The sequence below is a fragment of the Vibrio sp. Y29_XK_CS5 genome, assembly GCF_024181835.1.
GTDB classification, from domain to species: domain Bacteria; phylum Pseudomonadota; class Gammaproteobacteria; order Enterobacterales; family Vibrionaceae; genus Vibrio; species Vibrio harveyi.
In genome coordinates, this window is sequence record NZ_JAMZAM010000001.1 from 2,081,417 (window position 1) to 2,100,515 (window position 19,099).

A 19,099-nucleotide genomic window follows, 5' to 3' on the forward strand; every position below is an offset into this window, starting at 1 on the left:
GTTACTCGTTCTCACTCAGCATGGTCATCATGCAGCCCTGCAGTGCTTTCGCTACGTATTTCTCGACAGAAGACACTGACACGTCGAGTGCGAGTGCGATTTCTTTATAGCTCTTGCCTTCCAATTGGCGCATCAAAAGTGCTTGGCGAGCTTTAAGAGGTAAACGATGCAGAAGGGCATCAATTTCGACCAGAGCTTGCACAACGACAGCTTGGTCTTCAGGAGAGCCAGCGACTTCTACAGGTTCTTGTTCGATGAGTTCTAAGTAAGCGGCTTCGATTCGACGACGTCGGTAAAGATCAATGACCAAACCTTTTGCGATATGAGTAAGGTATCTTCTCGAATCTTTCGCTTCAGGTAATTTGCCTCGGGTAAGGAGTCTTAAATAAGTGTCTTGAACTAAATCGGCAGTTGCTTCAGGGCACCCCAAACGACGTTTAATAAACACAGATAACCAACTGTGGTGCTCTTGGTACATGTTACCGATACGAGCTGCGCTTGCTGAACTGATAGCCGCCATGATTTGATACTCCTTCCCTAACTAATAGTAATGATAATAATTATCATTACGACAGTTGGCGGAATATAACAGAAAAATAAATAGGTTCCAGAGGAAAAATTTATAAAAATTATTAATGATAAGACTATCGTCACTAAATCAATGACTTTAAAAGTAAAAAAAGATGTGAATAAACCAGGGTGTTGCCAGCGCGACAGGTAGAAGAAAACGACCGTATACAAGATTTTCTGAGCTATATAAGAAACATTCTATTGTCGAAGTTGATTCGGTATTGATAAAACTCTTTTCGTTATTTTCTTTGCTTGAAAACGGCTGGAGGTAAATCAATTTTACGACCTTTTCTAAACCAAATTGCATTTTGTCTAAGATGGCTTTGTTGAAATGAGTTTTATGCTCAATGCTTTATATACCTGAGTTTTGAGCCTGTTAATGCTTTAGTGATGTGAGCCTGATTCTTAGAATTGAGAGGTTTGTTCAGAAAATGATTTTGGTTAGACTGAAGGTGGTGATGGGTAGCAGATGGATTGGTTATGTGGAAGATATGCCTGGAGTGGTCAGAAGATAAAACAAAGGTTTTTGCCCGCTTACCGGGAGATGTGGATCTCGGAGGTGAGCTAAATCAAAAGGAATTGCCTGAGCAGCTTCAGATGATGGAAGCTGACAAAGCGTTTGTCGATGAAACTGAGGTGGTGCGATTCATTAATTGCGCGCGTGAACGTAAATCAGAAGCCTATGAAGGGATCGTGATTGCACAGATCAAAAACGCTCAGGTGGAAGTTGAACTCTCCAACAATGACATGCTTGCCAGCATGAATGTGACGGGCGCTTATGGCGGACGAGGACTAAGAGGTCCTGAAATTGTTCAAGCACTCGCGCATGCTCGTGTTTCCAAAGGCATCAATAAACTTGCGTTGAAAAAAGTGTTGGTTGTCAGTACACAGCTAAAACCCGGAGAAACCTTCACCCAAGCTGTTGCGGTTGGCAAGCAACCTGTTAAAGGCAAAGACGCTATCTTCACGCCACTTGTTAAAGACATCACCAAGCGCATCCTTAAGCCGAAAGAAGGTCAATCCTCTAGTGACAAAATCGATCTACGCAATTTAGGTGAAACCATCGCTGTCGATATTGGGGATGAAGTGATGCGCCGCACTCCGGCGACCAGAGGCATCCCGGGCTTCACCGTTCAAGGTCGCGTTATTCCGCCACAAGCGGGCAAAGACAGTCCAATTAAACCCGGTAAAGGTACTGAAATCAGCAAGTCCGATCCAAACCTCTTGCTTGCATCTGTTTCAGGCACACCACTGATCAAAGAAAAAACCATCGAAGTCGACAATGCTCTTTGCCTCAATAGTGTCGGAGTAAACACCGGTCACGTGAAATTTAAAGGCAACGTCATCATTGGCGGGAACATCGAATCGGGCATGATAGTGAAAGCGACGGGCTCAATCACAGTGGGTGGTTTTATTGAATCTGCCGATGTACAAGCTGAAGGGGATATTCAAGTTGCTAAGGGCATCATTGGTCATACGGTGAGCGATGGTCAGCCAAAAAGCTGCCATGTGCGCACCAAAACATCGATTCGTGCCAGTTATGCCCAATATTGTGAATTGCAATCTGGTGAAGACATAGAACTTGCTGTCCATAGCATGAACAATGACATTGTTTGTGGGCGCAATTTAATCGTGCTTGATGCCAGTGGCAAGAACGGCACTTTAAGTGGCGGTGATGCAAAAGTGGGCAGTAAGGTTTCCTGTTCGCAATTGGGTGTAGAGGGAGATACGGCGACCAAGGTTGAAGCCTTTGCAAATTATTCTGTCTTTAAGGAACGTATTGCAAATCTAAAAGACGAGTATAAATCCGCGCAAGAAGGCACCATGGACGTTATCCGAAAGGAACTTGAGTTTAAGAAACGCCCTAAAGCAGAGCGCACGGATGAAGAGCAAGCGCAGATAGAAGTATTGAAGGCGCAAAATAACACTCGTTTGGAAGACGTAAAGCAAAAGCTTGAGCAAACTGAACAAGATTTCGAAGTCGCATTAGCAGAGAATATTGTTGAAGCAACTGACCGAGTCTTTACGCGGGTTACGGTTCAATTTGGTGATGAGCAAGTCACCACCAAACGTACCCATGGCGGCTGTGTATTTAGCTTTAATCAATACGAGATTAAAGTCTCAGCAACCTTGGAAGAAGAAGACCTGGCTGCTGTTTAACCTTAGGAACGAAAGCCCATTTATCTGGGCTTTCGCTTCATTTTTCCTTAACAAATCAGACCCAATGCTAAGTCGTTAAGCGATGTGTTCACGGTAGTAGTCACCTAATGCGAAGACGTCACCACTGCACATGATTTTCATCGCTTGTTTGATGTGCTCAATTGACCAATCCCACCACTGAATTTCTAGTAGCATCGATACCGCCTCTTCATCAAAGCGCAGGCGAACCACATGATTATTACCAACCACAATGGAATACGGTTCGACATTTTTAGTGATCACTGAACGCGCACCAATCACTGCACCATCACCGATTGTCACGCCCGGCATTATCATGGCTTCACTGCCAATCCAGACATCGTTGCCAATAATGGTATCGCCGGCACGTTCAAAGCCGCTTTGTACCCCATTGCCAAACTCTTCTGGGGAAAAGGGAAAGGTGGAAATCCAATCAATACGATGTCCCTGATTACCCGCCATCATAAAAGTCGCACCAGAGGCAATCGAACAAAATTTCCCAATGATCAGTTTATCGACTTCGCCATATGCGCCGTTTTGCCATTCTTGTTGTGTCACGCTGTCGCCCATCAAATAACGAACAGCCTGATCTTCGAAAGTTTTGCCATGGTAAAAGCCGGAGTAGTAGCTGTATTCACCCACTTCAATGTTTGGGTTGGTGACATGTTCTTTAATGATTTGCCCTTTCAGCCAAGTATCGAAAGCGTTCATCTGTATTCTCCATGCAAAAATTTAAGTTGTGCGCAGTGTAGAGCCTTTCTATTATTTCCAGTAGATTGATTTTAGAGATTCATAATTACTATATGGAAATAAACTGGCTCAGTTACGTACCGATTTACATTGCACTGTGCGAAGAGAAAAGTATTGCTGGTGCGGCTAAAAAGCTGCGCTGTTCCAATGCTCATGTGAGTCGTCAACTTAGGCAGTTGGAGGCGATACTTTCTGTTCAGCTTATCCAACGCACCACGCGACAATTTAACCTTACTTATGATGGACAGCGTTTCTACCACCAAGTGAAAGGCTTAATGGAAAACGTGGAACAGATTAATGAACAAGTGATGGAGACCGATAAGGTTGCTGGGCATTTACGTATTGCTGCTTCTGCCTCATTTGGTGCGGAGTTACTCAACCCTTCATTAATTGCATTTCGCCAGCAGTTCCCCGACGTTACGTTTGAGGTGATTTTCACTGAGACACCGCTCGATTTGATTGAGTCTGGGTTTGATCTTGCGTTCTTTTTTACCGACTCACCCCCTGAAGGGTATGTCGGACACCATCTGCGTTCTTTACACTGTAAACCATTCGCGAGCAAAGCGTATCTAGCGACAAAACCATCACCAAACACACCAGAAGATTTGCATCTTTTAGAGCACATTACCTATCGCAATGCTGAATTGAATCTGGATACATGGCACTTTCATCATCAGCAAACTCAACAAGACATCAAGGTCACGTTATCCAGCGTGCTGTGCTTTAATCTTGTCCAATCGATGCTTGATGCGACAGTAGCTGGTTGCGGTGTCGCGATGTTGGATGAGTTTGCACTAGAAAAACTGAGTCCCCAAGAGCGAGCGCAACTTGTCACTTTACTCCCCGATTGGCGTACTAAAGCGATACTTCCACTCTATCTGCTTTACCCTAAACGTGAACATCTACCGAAACGAACACGAGCATTTATTGATTTTTTTAAAAACAATAGATGATTCGGTGGTTTTTTGTTCAATAACAACATGTTGTGGTAACAATAAGTGAGTTTAGTTGAAGGGAGCAACTTGTTGCCTATAATTCGCACCCCTTAAATATCACGTTTTGTGAATATCGTTTCAGTGCATCGCACGCATATTTGGGTTTTTATTATATGACACGTTCAATTGTTGCTCTTTCGTTAGCTACTATTTTCACTTCAACTTTTGTTTCTGCAGAAACAATTGAAGGCTCCTCATACGACCGTTCTGGTTTTGGTGTAAATATTGGCTACGCAATGACTTCCCTTGATAATGTTACAGCGGCGACGGAAAGCGGTGTATCTTTCGGTGTTTCGTACACTTTTAACAATGGTCTTGTGATCGCAGGTTCTTATGTTCCAACCATCGTTGAAGACAGTGCATCAATCGGCTATCTAGGTGCGCATGTAGAGGCTTCGCAAGCAAACCTTATGGTTGGTTATGAGAGCATGAGCGGTTGGCGTATTTTAGGTGGTCTAGCTGCTACTGATACGGAAGCGACAGTGTACAACGCATACACATCAGTTAGTGACTCAGACTCTTCGACTGGTTTCGCTGTGCAAGGCGGTTACGTATTCCAAAATGGAATTACGTTGGATGCTCAAATCTCAGTTGTAGATTTTGCTGGTATCGATGCAACAACTTCTAACCTTCTAGTTGGCTACAAGTTCTAATTCTTAGAGGGGACATGCATTTTGTGTCCCCTGTTCCCCCTCTATTATTCGTATGCAACAGCAAACTGACGTCTTGATGAGAAATTAAAAGTCTGGTTGGTGCTGCAGTAGAGCGATAAATGCGTCTAGGTGCTGTTCAATTGTCAGATCAGCAGAGATCGCGGGTAGTTCAACCGTAATGCATGGCAATGCGCGCTCGTTACACCAAGTTCCGAATGATCCCGGAGTTTCGTAATCTACGTCATCGACGAGCGGTAGCTTGAACTGCTCTCCAAGCCACTTCGCCAGCACTGAATGGGCTGGATCATCAACAAACGCAAGGGGCTCATGAAAAGAGACCACGAACTTTGGATTACGTTGCTCAATCAGGTTAATTAATGCATCGACTTCGGGTTCAAGCGATTGTTTGCTGCCTGTTTTGACTTTGACATCTCTCACGGGTGTGTGTGAACTCCAACGATAGACGGTGCCGTGTTCTGTCCAATTTTGTGTGGGGAAAGCACGGTTTAAGTCGACTTGATTGGCGTTTGCTCGTGTACCCAACTGGTTGGCATCTGGGTTCATCGATAAAATAACGTCATGCTTTAAATCTTCAGCGGGCAAACTTCTCAGCGCGCAAGATAGCCCTGCGATAGACGCTGTCTCATCACCGTGTGTGCCTGCTAAAATCAAACCTCGGGAGTTACTTTCTACTTGCGCAGGGAAGTACAGCAATGGCGCGCCCAACACCGATTTTCCATATGATATCGGCGAAATTAAAAAAGCCGCTCTTTCCGTTCTTGGAATTAGACTCACCGTAATCTCCTGATTGTTCGATTAGTATTTGGATATCACTCAAGTTATGGTTGCTGAAACTGGCACTTTGAGATTACTTGGGTATAAACCGAACACTTAAAGTTCGTCAATGCTTGTATTATCAATTGTGGTACTTGCTTCAAAAGACGTGTTAGGAGAACGAAGAACGATATGGATTTTAAAAAGCATTCTACAGCGTTAGTGATTTCCTCTTTATTGACCCCATTTTTGTCCGCAGCTGCGTTTGCAGACTCTCTACCTGATGGCGTGCAATTGGCATCTGAACAACATTTAGTGCGTGCAAACGATGCCGAAGCAGCGACACTAGATCCGGCAAAGGCTGAAGGCTTACCCGAGATGCACATCATTCGCGATTTGTTCGAAGGCTTAGTCATCCAAGATCGTGATGGCAACATCGTTCCCGGCGTTGCAGAATCTTGGCAAACGGAAGATAACCAAACTTTTGTGTTCCATCTGCGTAAAGATGCGAAATGGTCGAATGGCGATCCTGTGACAGCGGATGACTTTGTTTATTCGCTGCGCCGAGCTGTGGATCCTAAAACGGCATCACCGAATGTTTGGTATCTCAAACTCACCAAGATCAAAAACATTGCTGATGTTGCGGAAGGTAAGAAGCCGCTGGATAATCTCGGTATTACCGCTGTCGATAAACATACGCTACGTTTCGAGCTGGATAGCAAGGTGCCTTATTTTGTCGCAATGACCGGGCATACCTCCATGATGCCAGTGCACAAAGCGACGGTTGAGAGCAGCAATAAACCGTGGAGTGATCCTAAGCAGTTTGTTGGCAATGGTGCATTCGTGCTAGACAAGTGGGTGGTGAATGAGCGTATTGAACTGAAGAAGAACCCAAACTACTGGGATAGCGCAGACGCTCACCTCACTCAGGTGACCTATATTCCGTTTGAAAACCAAAATGCCTCGATCAATCGCTATGCCGTGGGTGAGGTTGATATTACTTCAGATGTACCTACACACATGGCGCAAAAGCTGAAGAAAGAATACGCACAAGCTTACACCGCGGTGCCTCTGCTTTGTACTTACTATTATGCGTTTAATACCACTCGTCCTCCGTTTGATGATGAGCGAGTTCGTAAAGCTGTTTCTTACTCCATCATGCGTGATGTGATCACCGATGGTGTGACTCAGGTGGGTAACTTGCCTGCATACACATTTGCTCATCAATACACGGCGGGCTTTGACGCAACTCAGCCAGAATATAGCGCATGGACACAGAAACAGCGTGATGCAAAGGCGCGTGAACTGTTGAAAGAAGCAGGGTACGGAAGCGGTAAGCCTTTGGATTTCAAATTGCTGTACAACACCAGCGAGTCCAACAAAGCCATTGCAGTGGCAATTGCTTCTATGTTGAAGAACAATTTGGGAGCCAAGGTTGAGCTAGAAAACCAAGAGTGGAAATCTTACCTGGTCGCACGTAAGCAAGGGGATTTTGATGTCATGCGTGCCTCGTGGTGCGGAGACTACAACGAAGCGTCCACTTTCTTGAGTCTGTTGCGCTCAGGCTCATCAGGTAACTTTGCTCGCTACAGCAGTGAAGCTTATGACAGCACAATGAACAGTGCATTGGCTGCCACCGATGAAACAGCGCGCCAAGGTTTCTATGACCAAGCAGAGCAACTATTAGCTACGGATATGCCAATCGCGCCGATTTACTATTACATGCAAGCGCGTTTGGTTCGCCCTACGGTGGGTGGTTTTGCCAAAAACAACGTAGAAGGTCGTATTTACTCGAAAGACCTCTATATCAAGAAATAGCACCTAACCAACCAGTGCTAAAATCTAGCCCCGAAGAGGTGTCTTGCGGGGCTTCTTTTCTCTTAGCGGGTGGAGAGCTTGTTGACTAGCATTGCGACTCGTTTGCCAAGATATTCGGCTGTCGCGAGATCAGAAGGAGGTAACTGACCATCTTCACCACCTTGAGCAACAATGCCACCTTGCACACCGTAGCGATTAAGGTTTTGCTCACCAGAATTGCTGATCTTGTCCAAGCCGACCCACATCATGCCGTGTTGGTTAGCGAGCGTTTGTAGGTATTGCAATGTGCAAGATTGGTCACCATTCATAGCCCCACCACTGGTAAAGCCGGCTGCGATTTTCCCTGCCCATTTTTGGTAACACCAAGATTCACTGCTTGCATCGGCAAATGCTTTAAACTGTGCTGCCACACTGCCCATGTAGGTTGGAGAGCCAAAGATAATCGCATCACACTCAGCAAGTTCATCCATTAGGTTAGGGTGCACAAAACGCCCCTCAATAATCTCACTGCCTTGAATACGGTGAGAGAGAATTTCAAATCCACCTTGCTGTTCAATGCCCTGTTGTTCAGCGCCAGCAGCAATTGCGCGAGCAAGCTGACCTGTTACGTCGGTTTTAGAGAAATAAATAATCGCAATTTTAGCCACAATGGTTCCTTTTTCATTGTTGATCTTGAATCGTGCGAATAAGGCTAAAACCTCAAGCATGGTTGAGGTCAAGAAGGTGTTTAAAAAAACCGAGTAAACAAAAAGCCGATGTTGAAACATCGGCTTTTTAGTGGGCTATTTCTTTCTGCGGGTATAAATGCGTGAGGTGGTTTTTGGCTCCTCAACCTTGGCTTTCTCTTTCGCCAGTTTGAGTACCGCTTTTTGGAGCATCAAGTTGTTCGGGTAAGTGATTAGGTTGCCGTTGTCGTGCTTGATCAACACATGGAACATACGGATTTCCTGAATCTCACCGCTAATGTCTTCGTCTTTGTCCACGACTTTAATTCGGTCACCGACACGATATGGGAAGACAAAGAAGATCAGAAAGCTTGCCGTGATGTTACTAAGAATCGACCATTGAGCGATGAAAGCCACCCCCAATACCGCGAAGATAGACGATAGGAATAGCGACACATCGCCATAACCAATACCGGTCACGATGGCGAATAGCGAAGCAAACAGGAACAAAAATGCGACGTTGAAGCAACGTTGAATAAAGCTCAAGCGTGCTTTGTTTACGCCTTTAGCTTCTGCCAAATTCAGAATCGCGCGGTTGGCGATCTTCTTTAGCAAGCGATAAGCGATCACAATGATGACGCCCATCAACACTTTATAACCGATAGAGCCCGCCGTGAAATACTGGCTGATTTGCTCTAAATGCATCCAATGATTCATTTCTTCAACTCGAGAATATTAAGAAGGCGCGTGTTATAGCCGATTTTGACTCGCAAGTAATTAACTATTTTCACTGCGGAATGAGATTTATGTTGAACAAATTTTGACCTTTATCCCAGTTCCGGATTGAGACGTAATGAACCTTGCTCTTTGTTGTATTCGCTGCTGCTAATCTAGACAAGTTGATTGCGCTATGGAAAGTGGAGGGATGTGTGGAAGAAGATGAAAGGGCTATCATGGGACTTGTCGCCATTGTTGGCTTTGTGTTGGTTTGGATACTTCTCGAAGAGTTTGGCTATTTTGGTTTACTCACCTTCAATAAATAAGCCCCGTGAAACACTCAGTTCAACGGGGCTTTGATTTTTTTGTGCGGTTTAGTGCTAGCTGACGGCGCGAACCTTACCTTGCTTCAAGTCGTTAAGCACTTGCGCCTTCGGACCATCTGCAATCACACTGCCTTTTTCCATGACTATCACGCGATCAACAATGTCGAGCATTGAGGTTTTGTGTGTAATCAAAATCAGCGTCTCACTTGGTTTTAACTGCGCTAACTGATGTTTGATGTGCATTTCCGAACGGTTATCCATTGCACTGGTTGGCTCATCCATCAATAGCACAGGTGGGCGACCTAAAAACGCTCGCGCAATGGTTACCGCTTGACGCTGACCACCTGAAAGCATCGCACCACCTTCACCGACCTGACGCTCAAGACCTGCTGGGTCAGATTGAGTAAAGGCTGTGACGCCCGCTCGGTTTGCAGCATCTAATACATCGCGATCATCAGTTAGTGGACGACCGAGTGTAATGTTGTCGCGAATCGAGCCGAAGAATAGATTCGAATCTTGCGGTACGCAACCGATATTGCGTCGTACGTCTACGTGATGAAGCTGTTCAATATCGGTGTCATCAATACGCACATGACCTTCTGTTGGCTTGTACAGACCCATTATCAAGCGTTCTAGCGTGGTTTTACCCGAACCAATACGACCGATGATCGCCACTTTCTCACCTGGATTGATGGTTAGGCTCAAATCACGAATCGATGCTACTGGTGCATCTGGGTAATGGAAGGTTACTCGGTCAATTTCAATCTTACCTTGCACGATAGGACGGTGAATGTAGCGTTTACCTTCTTCTTGCTCGTCTGGCATTTCCATCACTTGATTAATGATGGTCATCGAAGACTTCGCTTGGTTGTATCGGGTTGAAAGCAAAGAAAGTTGAACCATAGGACCAATCGCTCGACCACTTAGCATGGTTGCTGCAATCAAACCACCCATGGTGAGGTCCCCATTCGCAATTAAGTACACGCCTAAAATGATCATGCCGACGTTACTACTTTGCTGCACAAAACCTGCTGCATTTTGAATACTGTCGGTGATACGACGGCTCTTGATGTTCCAGTTTGCCATGTGTGCAACGGCTTCTTCCCAGCGGTATTGGAATTGGCTTTGTGCACTCAGCATTTTCACCGTTTCTAAGCCAGATAAGCTCTCAATCAAGTTAGCGTATTTCTGTGAAGCAAGACGTGAGCCTTCTTCAATTGAGCGGCGCAATGGACCTTGGATCAACGCGGAGTGAATCATCAGAATCACCACGCCCACCATAGGCACGAATACTAAGTCGCCAGCCATTAACCAGATGATAATCAGGAAGAGAATCGCGAAAGGTAAGTCAATCAACGCACTTACCGTGGCAGAGGTAAAGAATTCACGAATGGATTCAAACTCTTGCAAGTGGCGAGCAAACGCACCCACAGAAGGCGGCTTGGACTCCATACGGATGCCCATCACTTTGCTAAACAGCTTAGAGGAAATCAGGATGTCGGATTTCTTACCTGCCACGTCGATGAAGTAGTTACGCAGTGATTTGAGCAAGAAATCAAACAAGAACACCACGAAGATACCGCTTGCCAACACCCATAGCGTCTCAAACGCGAGGTTTGGTACTACTTTGTCATACACCAAGCGAGTGAACATTGGTGCAGCGATAGCAAAGATGTTGATAAGGAGAGAAGCGATAAGCACATCGCGGTAGATGCGTTTAGATTGCCACAAGGTTGACCAGAACCAGTGACCTTCTTTGGTTTTGAGCACTTCGGGAGAGCGCTCGTCATAACGGAATTGCTTTTTAACTAAAAAATAGCGACCAGTGTACTGCTCAAGTAGGTCTTCTAGAGGAATGGAGATAGGCACCATTCCGCTTTCTAGGGTGGTGATTTCAGCTTCTTGCTTCTCAACGTTAATGCTATTGAGAACGCAAGAATCACCACCTTTAAGAAGTAAGATAGCCGGCAGAATTAGGCTAGAGATCTTGTCTAAATCTGCGCGGTTTTCCTTGGCAACCAATCCGGCCCTTTCCGCCGCTCTTGGTAGCAGAAACGGGGTAAGCTTGCCATCAGAGAGCGGAAGACCGTTAATCAGGGCTTCCGGTGAGTTGGCTAGTCCGTAGTATCGGCTAACGTAAATGAGCGAGTTCAGTAAAGGGTCTTTCATCCTTGGTATACCTTTCTTATTCCTTGTCGACGATGAAGCCTTGGAAGACTTCCACAAAGTGTTCGGTTAGGAAATCCAACTGAATCTGTGTTTCAACACGAGATGCGATCGTGGTAATACCCAAGTTATGAGCAGTACGTGAGATCGAAGTCAGCGTGAACTTCTGCTTCTCGTCGTGCAAGTTGTGCGTGAATAGGTAATCCAGTTTTACGTAATTCGGGCGGAATTCCTGAATGTACTCAAGTGACTGGAAGTTACGACCATAGTTATCAACACCGAACTCTGCACCAGTTTGACGAATCGCGTTACACAGCAGGGCTGTATGGTGCGGATGGTCAATGAAACACGCTTCTGGAAGCTCAAAGTGAAGCATAGGTGCAACTTTCGGGTGCTTTTCTAGCATGCTGGTGGTCCAACGAATGAACGATGGTTGAGACAAGCTGCTTTGTGCGATGTTGATTGCCACTGGCTCTTTTAGCTCGCCGCTTTCTAACATCTTAATCATCGACTCAATGACGTATTGGTCGAAGATGTTGGTTGCGTCTAGCTGCTCAAGAGCAAACAGGTATTGGTTTGCACGGTAAGTCTCGCCATCTTTTTCGATGCTTGAGAACACCTCGTTGTGGAACACTTTACCCCAAGTATTTTTCGCAGACTGGAAGCGGAATTTAATCCAATCGCTGTGAATCGCTTCTTCAACCAACGCTTTCCATTGCTGTTTACCCATAAGGTTAGAAGTATTTTCACCACCAACGAAGCCGTACGCTTTGTCTGGTTGCGCTTTGGCTTTCGACAAGGCGTTATCCACCATCGATAGCACTTCAGTGCGCGTTTTCTGATCTTTACTGTGTGCAACACCCAGTGATGCTTTTGGTTTCGCAAGACCGGTAGGATCGGTATTCAGACCATTTACACAGTTAACGATACTGTCAGCTAGAATGCGCAGTTCGCTCTCATCCATGTGTGGGAATAATAGACCGAATTCGTCGCTAGATAGACGAGCAATGGTCGCTCCTGGTACATCGATAGTGTTTTTCAGACGTTGAGACAACTCTTTCACGTGGGCATCAGCGCGTTGATAGTCTTTCGTCTCGTAAATATCGCCAATGTATTCAGCATGGAGTAGCGCGATACCCCCTTGCGTTTGTTCTGCAAGCCATTGGTCAACTTGGTTAATGTAGAACGAGCGGTTACCTAGTTTGGAGATTGGGTCTAGGTAAGCTTGAGCACGCAGACGCTGTGCTTCTTTGGCTTGTTCTTTAAATGACAGTTCGATTTGTGCCGACATTGAGTTGATGCCATCAACCACTGCAATTAGGTCCTTGGTTTTTGGACGCGCCAGTGGGTCACCAAACTGGTTGTTGGCGATCTCGTGCATTTTCTTCACGATGGCAGCCAGCGGTTTTAATGAGCGACGTAGAATGTAAGAAATCGCAATCAGACCCACTAGGAAGATAATGCCAAATGCCGTAAGTAAGCGAATAAAGCCTTGCCAAAGTTGCTCGTAAGCAGCTCCTGGGTGGCTGATGATTTCAACTTCTGCAAGTTGCATCCAACCACTGGTTACCACGCGTTTATCATGAATCGCTTTGAACAAGTTCAAGTCGATGAACCATTGTGGAACATGGCTTGGTTTGACTGGGTACGAGCGTACGATTTGGTAATCCGAATCTAACGCGGTGAGACGTACGACAGAATAAGTACTGCCATCGAACAACGCATTAATCACGGATTCTACCGCCACCTTATCCTTGTCTTTTAAATAAGGTGCCAGTGCCAAACCAACGGTGTTAATGGTGTTGTTGACCTCTGAACGTTGCTGCTGCTCTAAGCTGTCTCGAGTAGTGTTGAACTGGATTACGAATACTGATGCCATCAAGAGTATAAAGACCGTAACCATTCCCACTACAAGCTTCTTATATAGGGTCATGTTTTTCACTCGTCATAGTTAATTTTAGGTTTTTTTAACTGCAACTTACGTTCGCGCGAGCGTAAGTCATTCCAAAGGCTCAAACGTGAGGCTTTTCCTGCTAGCTCTCCAACGCTAGCAGAAGACTTCATTAGCCATAGGTTTGAACCATTAAAACTGTAAATCGGTAGCAAATCGCTACGCTTGGAGGCTCGGACAATTTCTGGATTGATGTTGTCGAGAATGAGCGGCTCTGAACTTGGGGTTGGGTAATAGGCGAGTACCATGTGAAACTGATTCAATTCGATGGCTTTTACGTAGATCAAACGCATCTTTGAATCCGGTACGCCAAGCTCGAGTAAAGAGAAGTATTTGGCAATAGTGAAATCTTCACAGTCACCGGCATTGCTGCCTAAAAACTCGAGTGGTGTTGCCCAGTAGTCTTTTTTGCCCCATAGGTCTATGTCGTCAACGAAGTAAAGTTGATTGAAAAAGTCGTTAACGCCTGCCAGCTTTTCATGAGTCTCCAATGTTTTAAAAAAATCGATATTATCTCGCCAGGTTTTCACGCGCATTCCAGCGCGTTCACCATAGACTGAAGTGACCGTATCGACCCATCTTTGTTCTTTGTTGTTCAAGGCTCCAATTTGGAACGAAAAACAACTAATGCTGATTAATAATGTAACTTTACGCTTCAATCTGGGTGGCATATTCGACTCACATCACAAGTGTACTCTTCCAATGGGCTCGACAGTGAGAAATAAGTGCTTTTTATTTAACCACTTATCAACACTTAAATATACATTGGAGAGTCCTTGCTGACACTTACTCCTTAAGTGCGTTGGTTTTGGCGCTCAAAATTGGTTTAAGCAAGTATTCCAAAACGGTTCGCTTACCTGTGATGATATCGACTGAAGCCGTCATACCTGGAATGATTGGCAAGTCTGCATCCTGTCCAAAACTGGTTTTCTCAGTTCGTACACGCACGATATAGAAGCTGTTGCCTTCCTCATCTTGTGTGGTGTCGGCACTGATGTGCTCCAGTTCCCCTTCAAGACCGCCGTACTTGGTAAAATCGTACGCGGTGAATTTCACGATGGCATGAAGGTCAGGGCGCAAGAATGCGATGTCCTTCGGTGCAATTTTGGCTTCAACCAAAAGGGTATCTTCAGTTGGGACGATTTCGACGATGTCCATACCCGGTTGAATAACGCCGCCAACGGTGTTGACGTTCAATGTTTTGATAGTGCCTGTCACTGGAGAAACCACAACGGTACGATTTACGCGGTCCTCCAAGCCCACAGCCGATTCCACGAGCGCAGAAAGTTGGTCTTGGGTGCTATTGAGCTTCTCTTGTTGTTCAGAACGGAATTTCAGAGCAACATCAATACGATTAAGCATGGATTCGCGGATACCAGATTTGATTACGGGAATCTTCAGTTCACTGGATGTCATTTCGCGGCGTGTGTCGTTCACCTGACGCTGTAGTTTCAACAGTTCGATTTTAGGCACAACGCCTTCATCTGCGAGCGGCTTGGTAATGTCTAACTCTTTCTTGGCAAAACGATAGCTCTGGCGCAAGTTACTCACACGTGCTTGGATCTCAACCAGGTCTTGCTGCTTCTGCTTTACTTGCTGGTCGATAACTGAAATTTGGTTACGCAGATTATCTAGGTCTTCTCGGTATTCCGCTTTTTGGCGTTGCGTTAGGCGAGGTTGATTTTCTTCAAGCGTTGGTGGGAATGTCAGTTTTCCGTAATCAAGAACGACATTTTGTTCCCAGTTGCTGTCATCGAAATCGCGATTGACTTCGACACTACTGATCGACGCAGAAAGTTGCAGTACGGAAGCCGTCAAGTTGGCAACTTGTTGTTCACGTTCACGGAAGTCTGAGCGGAAACGCGTGTCGTCAATCAATAACAACTGCTGACCTTTTTCGACTCGTTGACCTTCCTTCACCAAGATCTCTTTGACCAAACCACCTTCGAGGTTTTGTACGACTTGGATTTGAGAGGAAGGGATAACCTTGCCTTGCCCTACGGTTACTTTATCGATTTGCGCCCACGACGCCCAAGCGATAGCCGCAACAAAGAATAACACCATCACCCACAGCATTAAGCGGGCACTATTTGGCGTATTTAGAAGCAATGCAGCGGTTTTGTCGTCAACAAAATCCAGCTCTTCGCTGCTTAGTTTGTTGTAGTTGTCTCGGCTCATCACATTCCTTGTTTTATAAAGACGGTTTATCTTTTTGATCTTATTATTATTAACGGAGCATGTCAGCATACTCAGCTAATAAAAATGTGTGAAAGGGGTAAGTCCCCCCCTCATTTACTGTGCCTTGAACTTTGTTTTGTCCAACTGATGTTTTTTTAGTTTGTCGTACAAGGTTTTGCGCGACACTTGTAATTCTAGTTGAACCTCTTTGAGTCTGCCTCTATGTCGTTGCAAGGCATCAAACAACAAGCAATATTCAAAGTGTTCTGTGCGTTGGGTCATACTTTGGATTTCAATGCTTTTTTCGCTGTTCCAATCCTCCATACGAAACGCGTCCGGTTTCAATGCCCTTAATTCGGCAAACTGCCTCAATTGTTTGATGTTTTCTGGCCAATCGAGTTCCGTAATCCGCTTCACTTCATTCAGACTAATCTGAGGGGGTTGGAGCTGATAGCGACTCGCTGCATGACGCACGAAGTGTTTGTATAAGGGACCGATGTCTTCTTTGCGTTCATTCAAATTCGGCATCCGAATCATCTTTACTGAGCTTTCAATGCCTTTATCGACGGTGTTTGCAGCACCAAATACGCGTTGCAGTTTCGGGTGGTTAAACAAGCATTGCCACTGTTTTTCCGATATATGCTCGGCGCTGTGTAAGTACAAACTGCAATGGCTTTTACCGTCTGTAAGATGATGTATGGTTTTGTCTAACGCTTCATGTGAAAGCTCGTATAAGTCTTCACCGGATGCGGCAATCAACTCACTTTCTGCGGTCGCATGGATATCGTGAGCAAACTGAGCAGCGAGTCTTCGCCCTGTGCCATCTTCACCGACAAGAATGAGCGGCTGGTGGAGTGGGGCGCTTATCAGCGCACGGCGAATGTCGACCATAGCTTGACTGTGACCAATCATTTTTGGACCGACATGGGTTTGCATGTCGAGCTCTTTCTTTAGCCAGACGTTTTCTTGCAATAAGACCAGTTTATCGCCGGCATTGTTGAGCGATTTTAATAGTTGCTCGGTAGAGAATGGCTTTTCAAGAAAGTCATACGCACCGCTCTTCATCGCTTCGACCGCGGTTTTTACATCACCATGCCCAGTTAATACGATAAATTGAAAGTGATTATTTTTGCCTAACAGGGTGCGCATGAACTCTAACCCATTCATCACTGGCATGTGGATATCGGTGATGATCAGTGCTGGCGTATTGGGATCAATCACGCGCAGCGCTTCAACTGCATTTGGGAAGCAAGTGACGTCAATTCCTTCAATCAATAACGCTTGAGTAACCGCATCACGAATATGCGGCTCATCATCGACAAAGAAAACAGGGTTATGCATGAGAGTCTTCCTCTGCTGGATGAAGTGAAACGAGAGGTACGCTGACGACAAAAGTCATCCCACCTGATAGCTGAGATTGTGTATCCATTTGGTTGTGAGCGTGACGGGTATAATCGGCATCGCTATCAGCATCATCGCTATTAGCATCATGATTATAAGCGCTGAGTGAGCCTTGATAGCTCTCCAAAATGCGTTTTGAGATGGTTAAACCCAGTCCGAGCCCCTCTGGCTTGGTGGTGTAAAACGGGTCGAAAATCTTAGCTAAGGCGTGTTCTGACATGCCGGGGCCGTTGTCAGAAACCAAAATATCGCAGTTACTCTGGTCACACTGCACGGCAATCGAAATCTGTGGGTCGATACAATACCCTTCCATAGCTTGAGCTGCGTTGTGGAATAGATTGATCAGCACTTGCTCAAGCTCGACGCTGTGAATCGCGAGTTTTACGTCGTATTCAATGGCTGGCACTTTAAGCGTCACTCCCTGTTTGATCAGCTTACTGCTCAGAATACGTGTCGCGTTGTGCACCGCATCGTGTAGAACCGATACCTCACTGTGTAGGTTGTCATCCGTCTTACGCGTGAAGACCTTTAAGCGTGCAATGACTTCGGCCATGGTATCGTTGAGCGACAGCATTTTATCCAGATTGTCCGCCACCATCGGGTAACGCTCCATTGTCATTAAACGCTGCGAGTTTTCGGTGTAAGTCCGCAGCGCAGCCAATGGCTGATTGATTTCGTGATTAATGCTTGCAGACAGTTCACCAAGTAGCGCTAACTTTGCCGCTTGAGTTAGCTCTTGTTGCGTTTGCTTCAGTTCTTGTTGGCTCTGCTCATATTGATGCACGGTTTGTTGTAACTTGTGGTTGGCTTGGCTGAGGATGAAAGTTCTCTCTGTTACCTTTTCTTCCAAGCTGGCATTGACATTGGCAAGACGTGCTTTGTTGACCAGCATTTGGAACCATGCCAACGCAATTAACCCCACGAGCGCATACAGCAGCAGATAAACTATGTCGGCTTGCAATACAGCGGTGAAGACTTCTTGTTGGCTAATCAGTGCAATGACGCGAAAACCTTTGTCAAACAGATTGGTCGCGTAAGCAAGGTAGTTGGGTGACACCAAGAGTTGGTTGTTTTCAAACTGATTGACTCCGCTTTGCCCAGTGAGCTCGCCACGATATTGAGGAAGGGTATCACCGTATTGTTGAGTTTGATTGAGCTCTTGTTTTGCTTGTTCAGATAATGGGAACAGAGCACGATAGCGCCAATCGGGCAAGTTACTCATGAACACCACGTCGTGCACACCCGCAACCAGTAAATCGCCATCGTCTTGTGCCAAGCGCTGTTCTAGCTGCTCCAAATTGACTTTAACTGTTATTACGCCTGCGACTTCGCCATCAACCCAAAGTGGTGATGAGAAGAAATATCCGCGCTTATTGGAGCGAACCCCGAGGGCAACGTATTGAGCCTTCTCCCCATTTAATGCGTGTTGAAAGTAAGGACGAAAGGCAAAATTAGAACCGACGAAACTGTCGTCTTGTTGATAGTTGCTTGATGCGATCACCAAACCGGTTTTATTGTGCACGTAAATAGTGTCAGCGAGGCTTTGTGCTAACCAATCAGCGAGCAATAAATTGAAGGATTCTGACGGTTTACCCTCTTTGACCGCTGCGAGTAATCTTGGGTCATGGCTGAGCAAGTTCGGGATTTGTTCAAACTTTGCCAGTTCATAATCGATTTCCTGTGCAACCTGCGAAGCTTGAGTTTGCAGCTTATTTTGCCACTGATCATGTTGATGCTGGGTTGCGTATTTATGAGTCAACATCAGCCCGACCAGACCGATGGCGAGCAAGACCAATAAAAAATGGTGCAGAGCTTTGGGGTTAAGTAGGTTCACGATTGGCTCACTAGTTTTTAACGCCATGTTATCAAAAGGCATTTAGTGATGCTGTGAGCTGCTGCGACAACGTGACATAACACAAAACCGCAATCAGGGTTCTCGCTTGCTTTCCTTGAATTT

Annotated in this window: 15 protein-coding genes; 4 read left to right on the plus strand and 11 right to left on the minus strand. The window is 45.6% G+C overall.

The window, feature by feature from the left end; genetic code table 11:
* Position 1: 1 nt before the first annotated feature.
* Positions 2–520, minus strand: a complete 519-nt coding sequence (locus tag NL647_RS09340; protein ID WP_005450041.1) for a sigma-70 family RNA polymerase sigma factor — start codon at positions 518–520, stop codon at positions 2–4.
* Positions 521–1,050: 530 nt separating this feature from the next.
* On the opposite strand from NL647_RS09340, the gene NL647_RS09345 reads away from it, so the two are divergent.
* On the plus strand, positions 1,051–2,730 hold the full coding sequence (locus NL647_RS09345; protein ID WP_005450044.1) for a DUF342 domain-containing protein: 1,680 nt from the start codon (positions 1,051–1,053) through the stop codon (positions 2,728–2,730).
* A gap of 75 nt (positions 2,731–2,805) precedes the next feature.
* Here the strand turns inward: NL647_RS09345 and NL647_RS09350 are convergent, their stop codons facing one another.
* Positions 2,806–3,459 carry a CatB-related O-acetyltransferase gene (locus NL647_RS09350; protein ID WP_017818304.1) on the minus strand — a complete coding sequence of 218 codons (654 nt, stop codon included), beginning with the start codon at positions 3,457–3,459 and terminating at the stop codon, positions 2,806–2,808.
* A 92-nt stretch (positions 3,460–3,551) separates the two neighbouring features.
* Here NL647_RS09350 and NL647_RS09355 point away from each other — a divergent pair, with 92 nt between their 5' ends.
* Complete coding sequence (locus NL647_RS09355) at positions 3,552–4,451, plus strand: LysR family transcriptional regulator (protein WP_009696518.1); 900 nt, start codon at positions 3,552–3,554, stop codon at positions 4,449–4,451.
* 155 nt (positions 4,452–4,606) lie between these two features.
* On the plus strand, positions 4,607–5,146 hold the full coding sequence (locus NL647_RS09360) for an outer membrane beta-barrel protein (RefSeq protein WP_005450047.1): 540 nt from the start codon (positions 4,607–4,609) through the stop codon (positions 5,144–5,146).
* Positions 5,147–5,230: 84 nt separating this feature from the next.
* Here the strand turns inward: NL647_RS09360 and mpaA are convergent, their stop codons facing one another.
* Positions 5,231–5,941 carry a murein tripeptide amidase MpaA gene (gene mpaA / locus NL647_RS09365; RefSeq protein WP_026000292.1) on the minus strand — a complete coding sequence of 237 codons (711 nt, stop codon included), beginning with the start codon at positions 5,939–5,941 and terminating at the stop codon, positions 5,231–5,233.
* Positions 5,942–6,112: 171 nt separating this feature from the next.
* Between mpaA and NL647_RS09370 the strand changes: the two genes are divergently transcribed.
* Entirely contained in the window at positions 6,113–7,738 is a 1,626-nt protein-coding gene (locus NL647_RS09370; RefSeq protein ID WP_253650050.1) for an ABC transporter substrate-binding protein, read from the plus strand.
* A 62-nt stretch (positions 7,739–7,800) separates the two neighbouring features.
* On the opposite strand, the gene NL647_RS09375 is transcribed toward NL647_RS09370, so the two are convergent.
* From NL647_RS09375 to NL647_RS09410, 8 genes are all read right to left on the minus strand, one after another.
* Entirely contained in the window at positions 7,801–8,385 is a 585-nt protein-coding gene (locus NL647_RS09375) for a flavodoxin family protein (protein WP_009700501.1), read from the minus strand.
* A gap of 135 nt (positions 8,386–8,520) precedes the next feature.
* Positions 8,521–9,108: a mechanosensitive ion channel family protein gene (locus NL647_RS09380; RefSeq protein ID WP_005450053.1), complete on the minus strand. Its 588-nt coding sequence runs from the start codon at positions 9,106–9,108 to the stop codon at positions 8,521–8,523.
* Between the two features lie 392 nt (positions 9,109–9,500).
* The gene (locus NL647_RS09385; protein ID WP_005450056.1) at positions 9,501–11,615 is read right to left on the minus strand and encodes a type I secretion system permease/ATPase; all 2,115 of its coding nucleotides are present in this window, start codon (positions 11,613–11,615) and stop codon (positions 9,501–9,503) included.
* Positions 11,616–11,631: 16 nt separating this feature from the next.
* Positions 11,632–13,545: a LapD/MoxY N-terminal periplasmic domain-containing protein gene (locus NL647_RS09390; protein ID WP_026000294.1), complete on the minus strand. Its 1,914-nt coding sequence runs from the start codon at positions 13,543–13,545 to the stop codon at positions 11,632–11,634.
* Positions 13,546–13,550: 5 nt separating this feature from the next.
* Entirely contained in the window at positions 13,551–14,234 is a 684-nt protein-coding gene (locus NL647_RS09395; RefSeq protein WP_017189818.1) for a transglutaminase-like cysteine peptidase, read from the minus strand.
* Positions 14,235–14,349: 115 nt separating this feature from the next.
* On the minus strand, positions 14,350–15,741 hold the full coding sequence (locus NL647_RS09400; protein ID WP_005449876.1) for an HlyD family type I secretion periplasmic adaptor subunit: 1,392 nt from the start codon (positions 15,739–15,741) through the stop codon (positions 14,350–14,352).
* A gap of 114 nt (positions 15,742–15,855) precedes the next feature.
* Entirely contained in the window at positions 15,856–17,082 is a 1,227-nt protein-coding gene (locus tag NL647_RS09405) for a sigma-54 dependent transcriptional regulator (RefSeq protein WP_074051894.1), read from the minus strand.
* Positions 17,075–19,018, minus strand: a complete 1,944-nt coding sequence (locus NL647_RS09410) for a cache domain-containing protein (protein ID WP_253650051.1) — start codon at positions 19,016–19,018, stop codon at positions 17,075–17,077. The genes NL647_RS09405 and NL647_RS09410 overlap by 8 nt, the downstream gene beginning before the upstream one ends.
* Positions 19,019–19,099 lie beyond the last annotated feature (81 nt).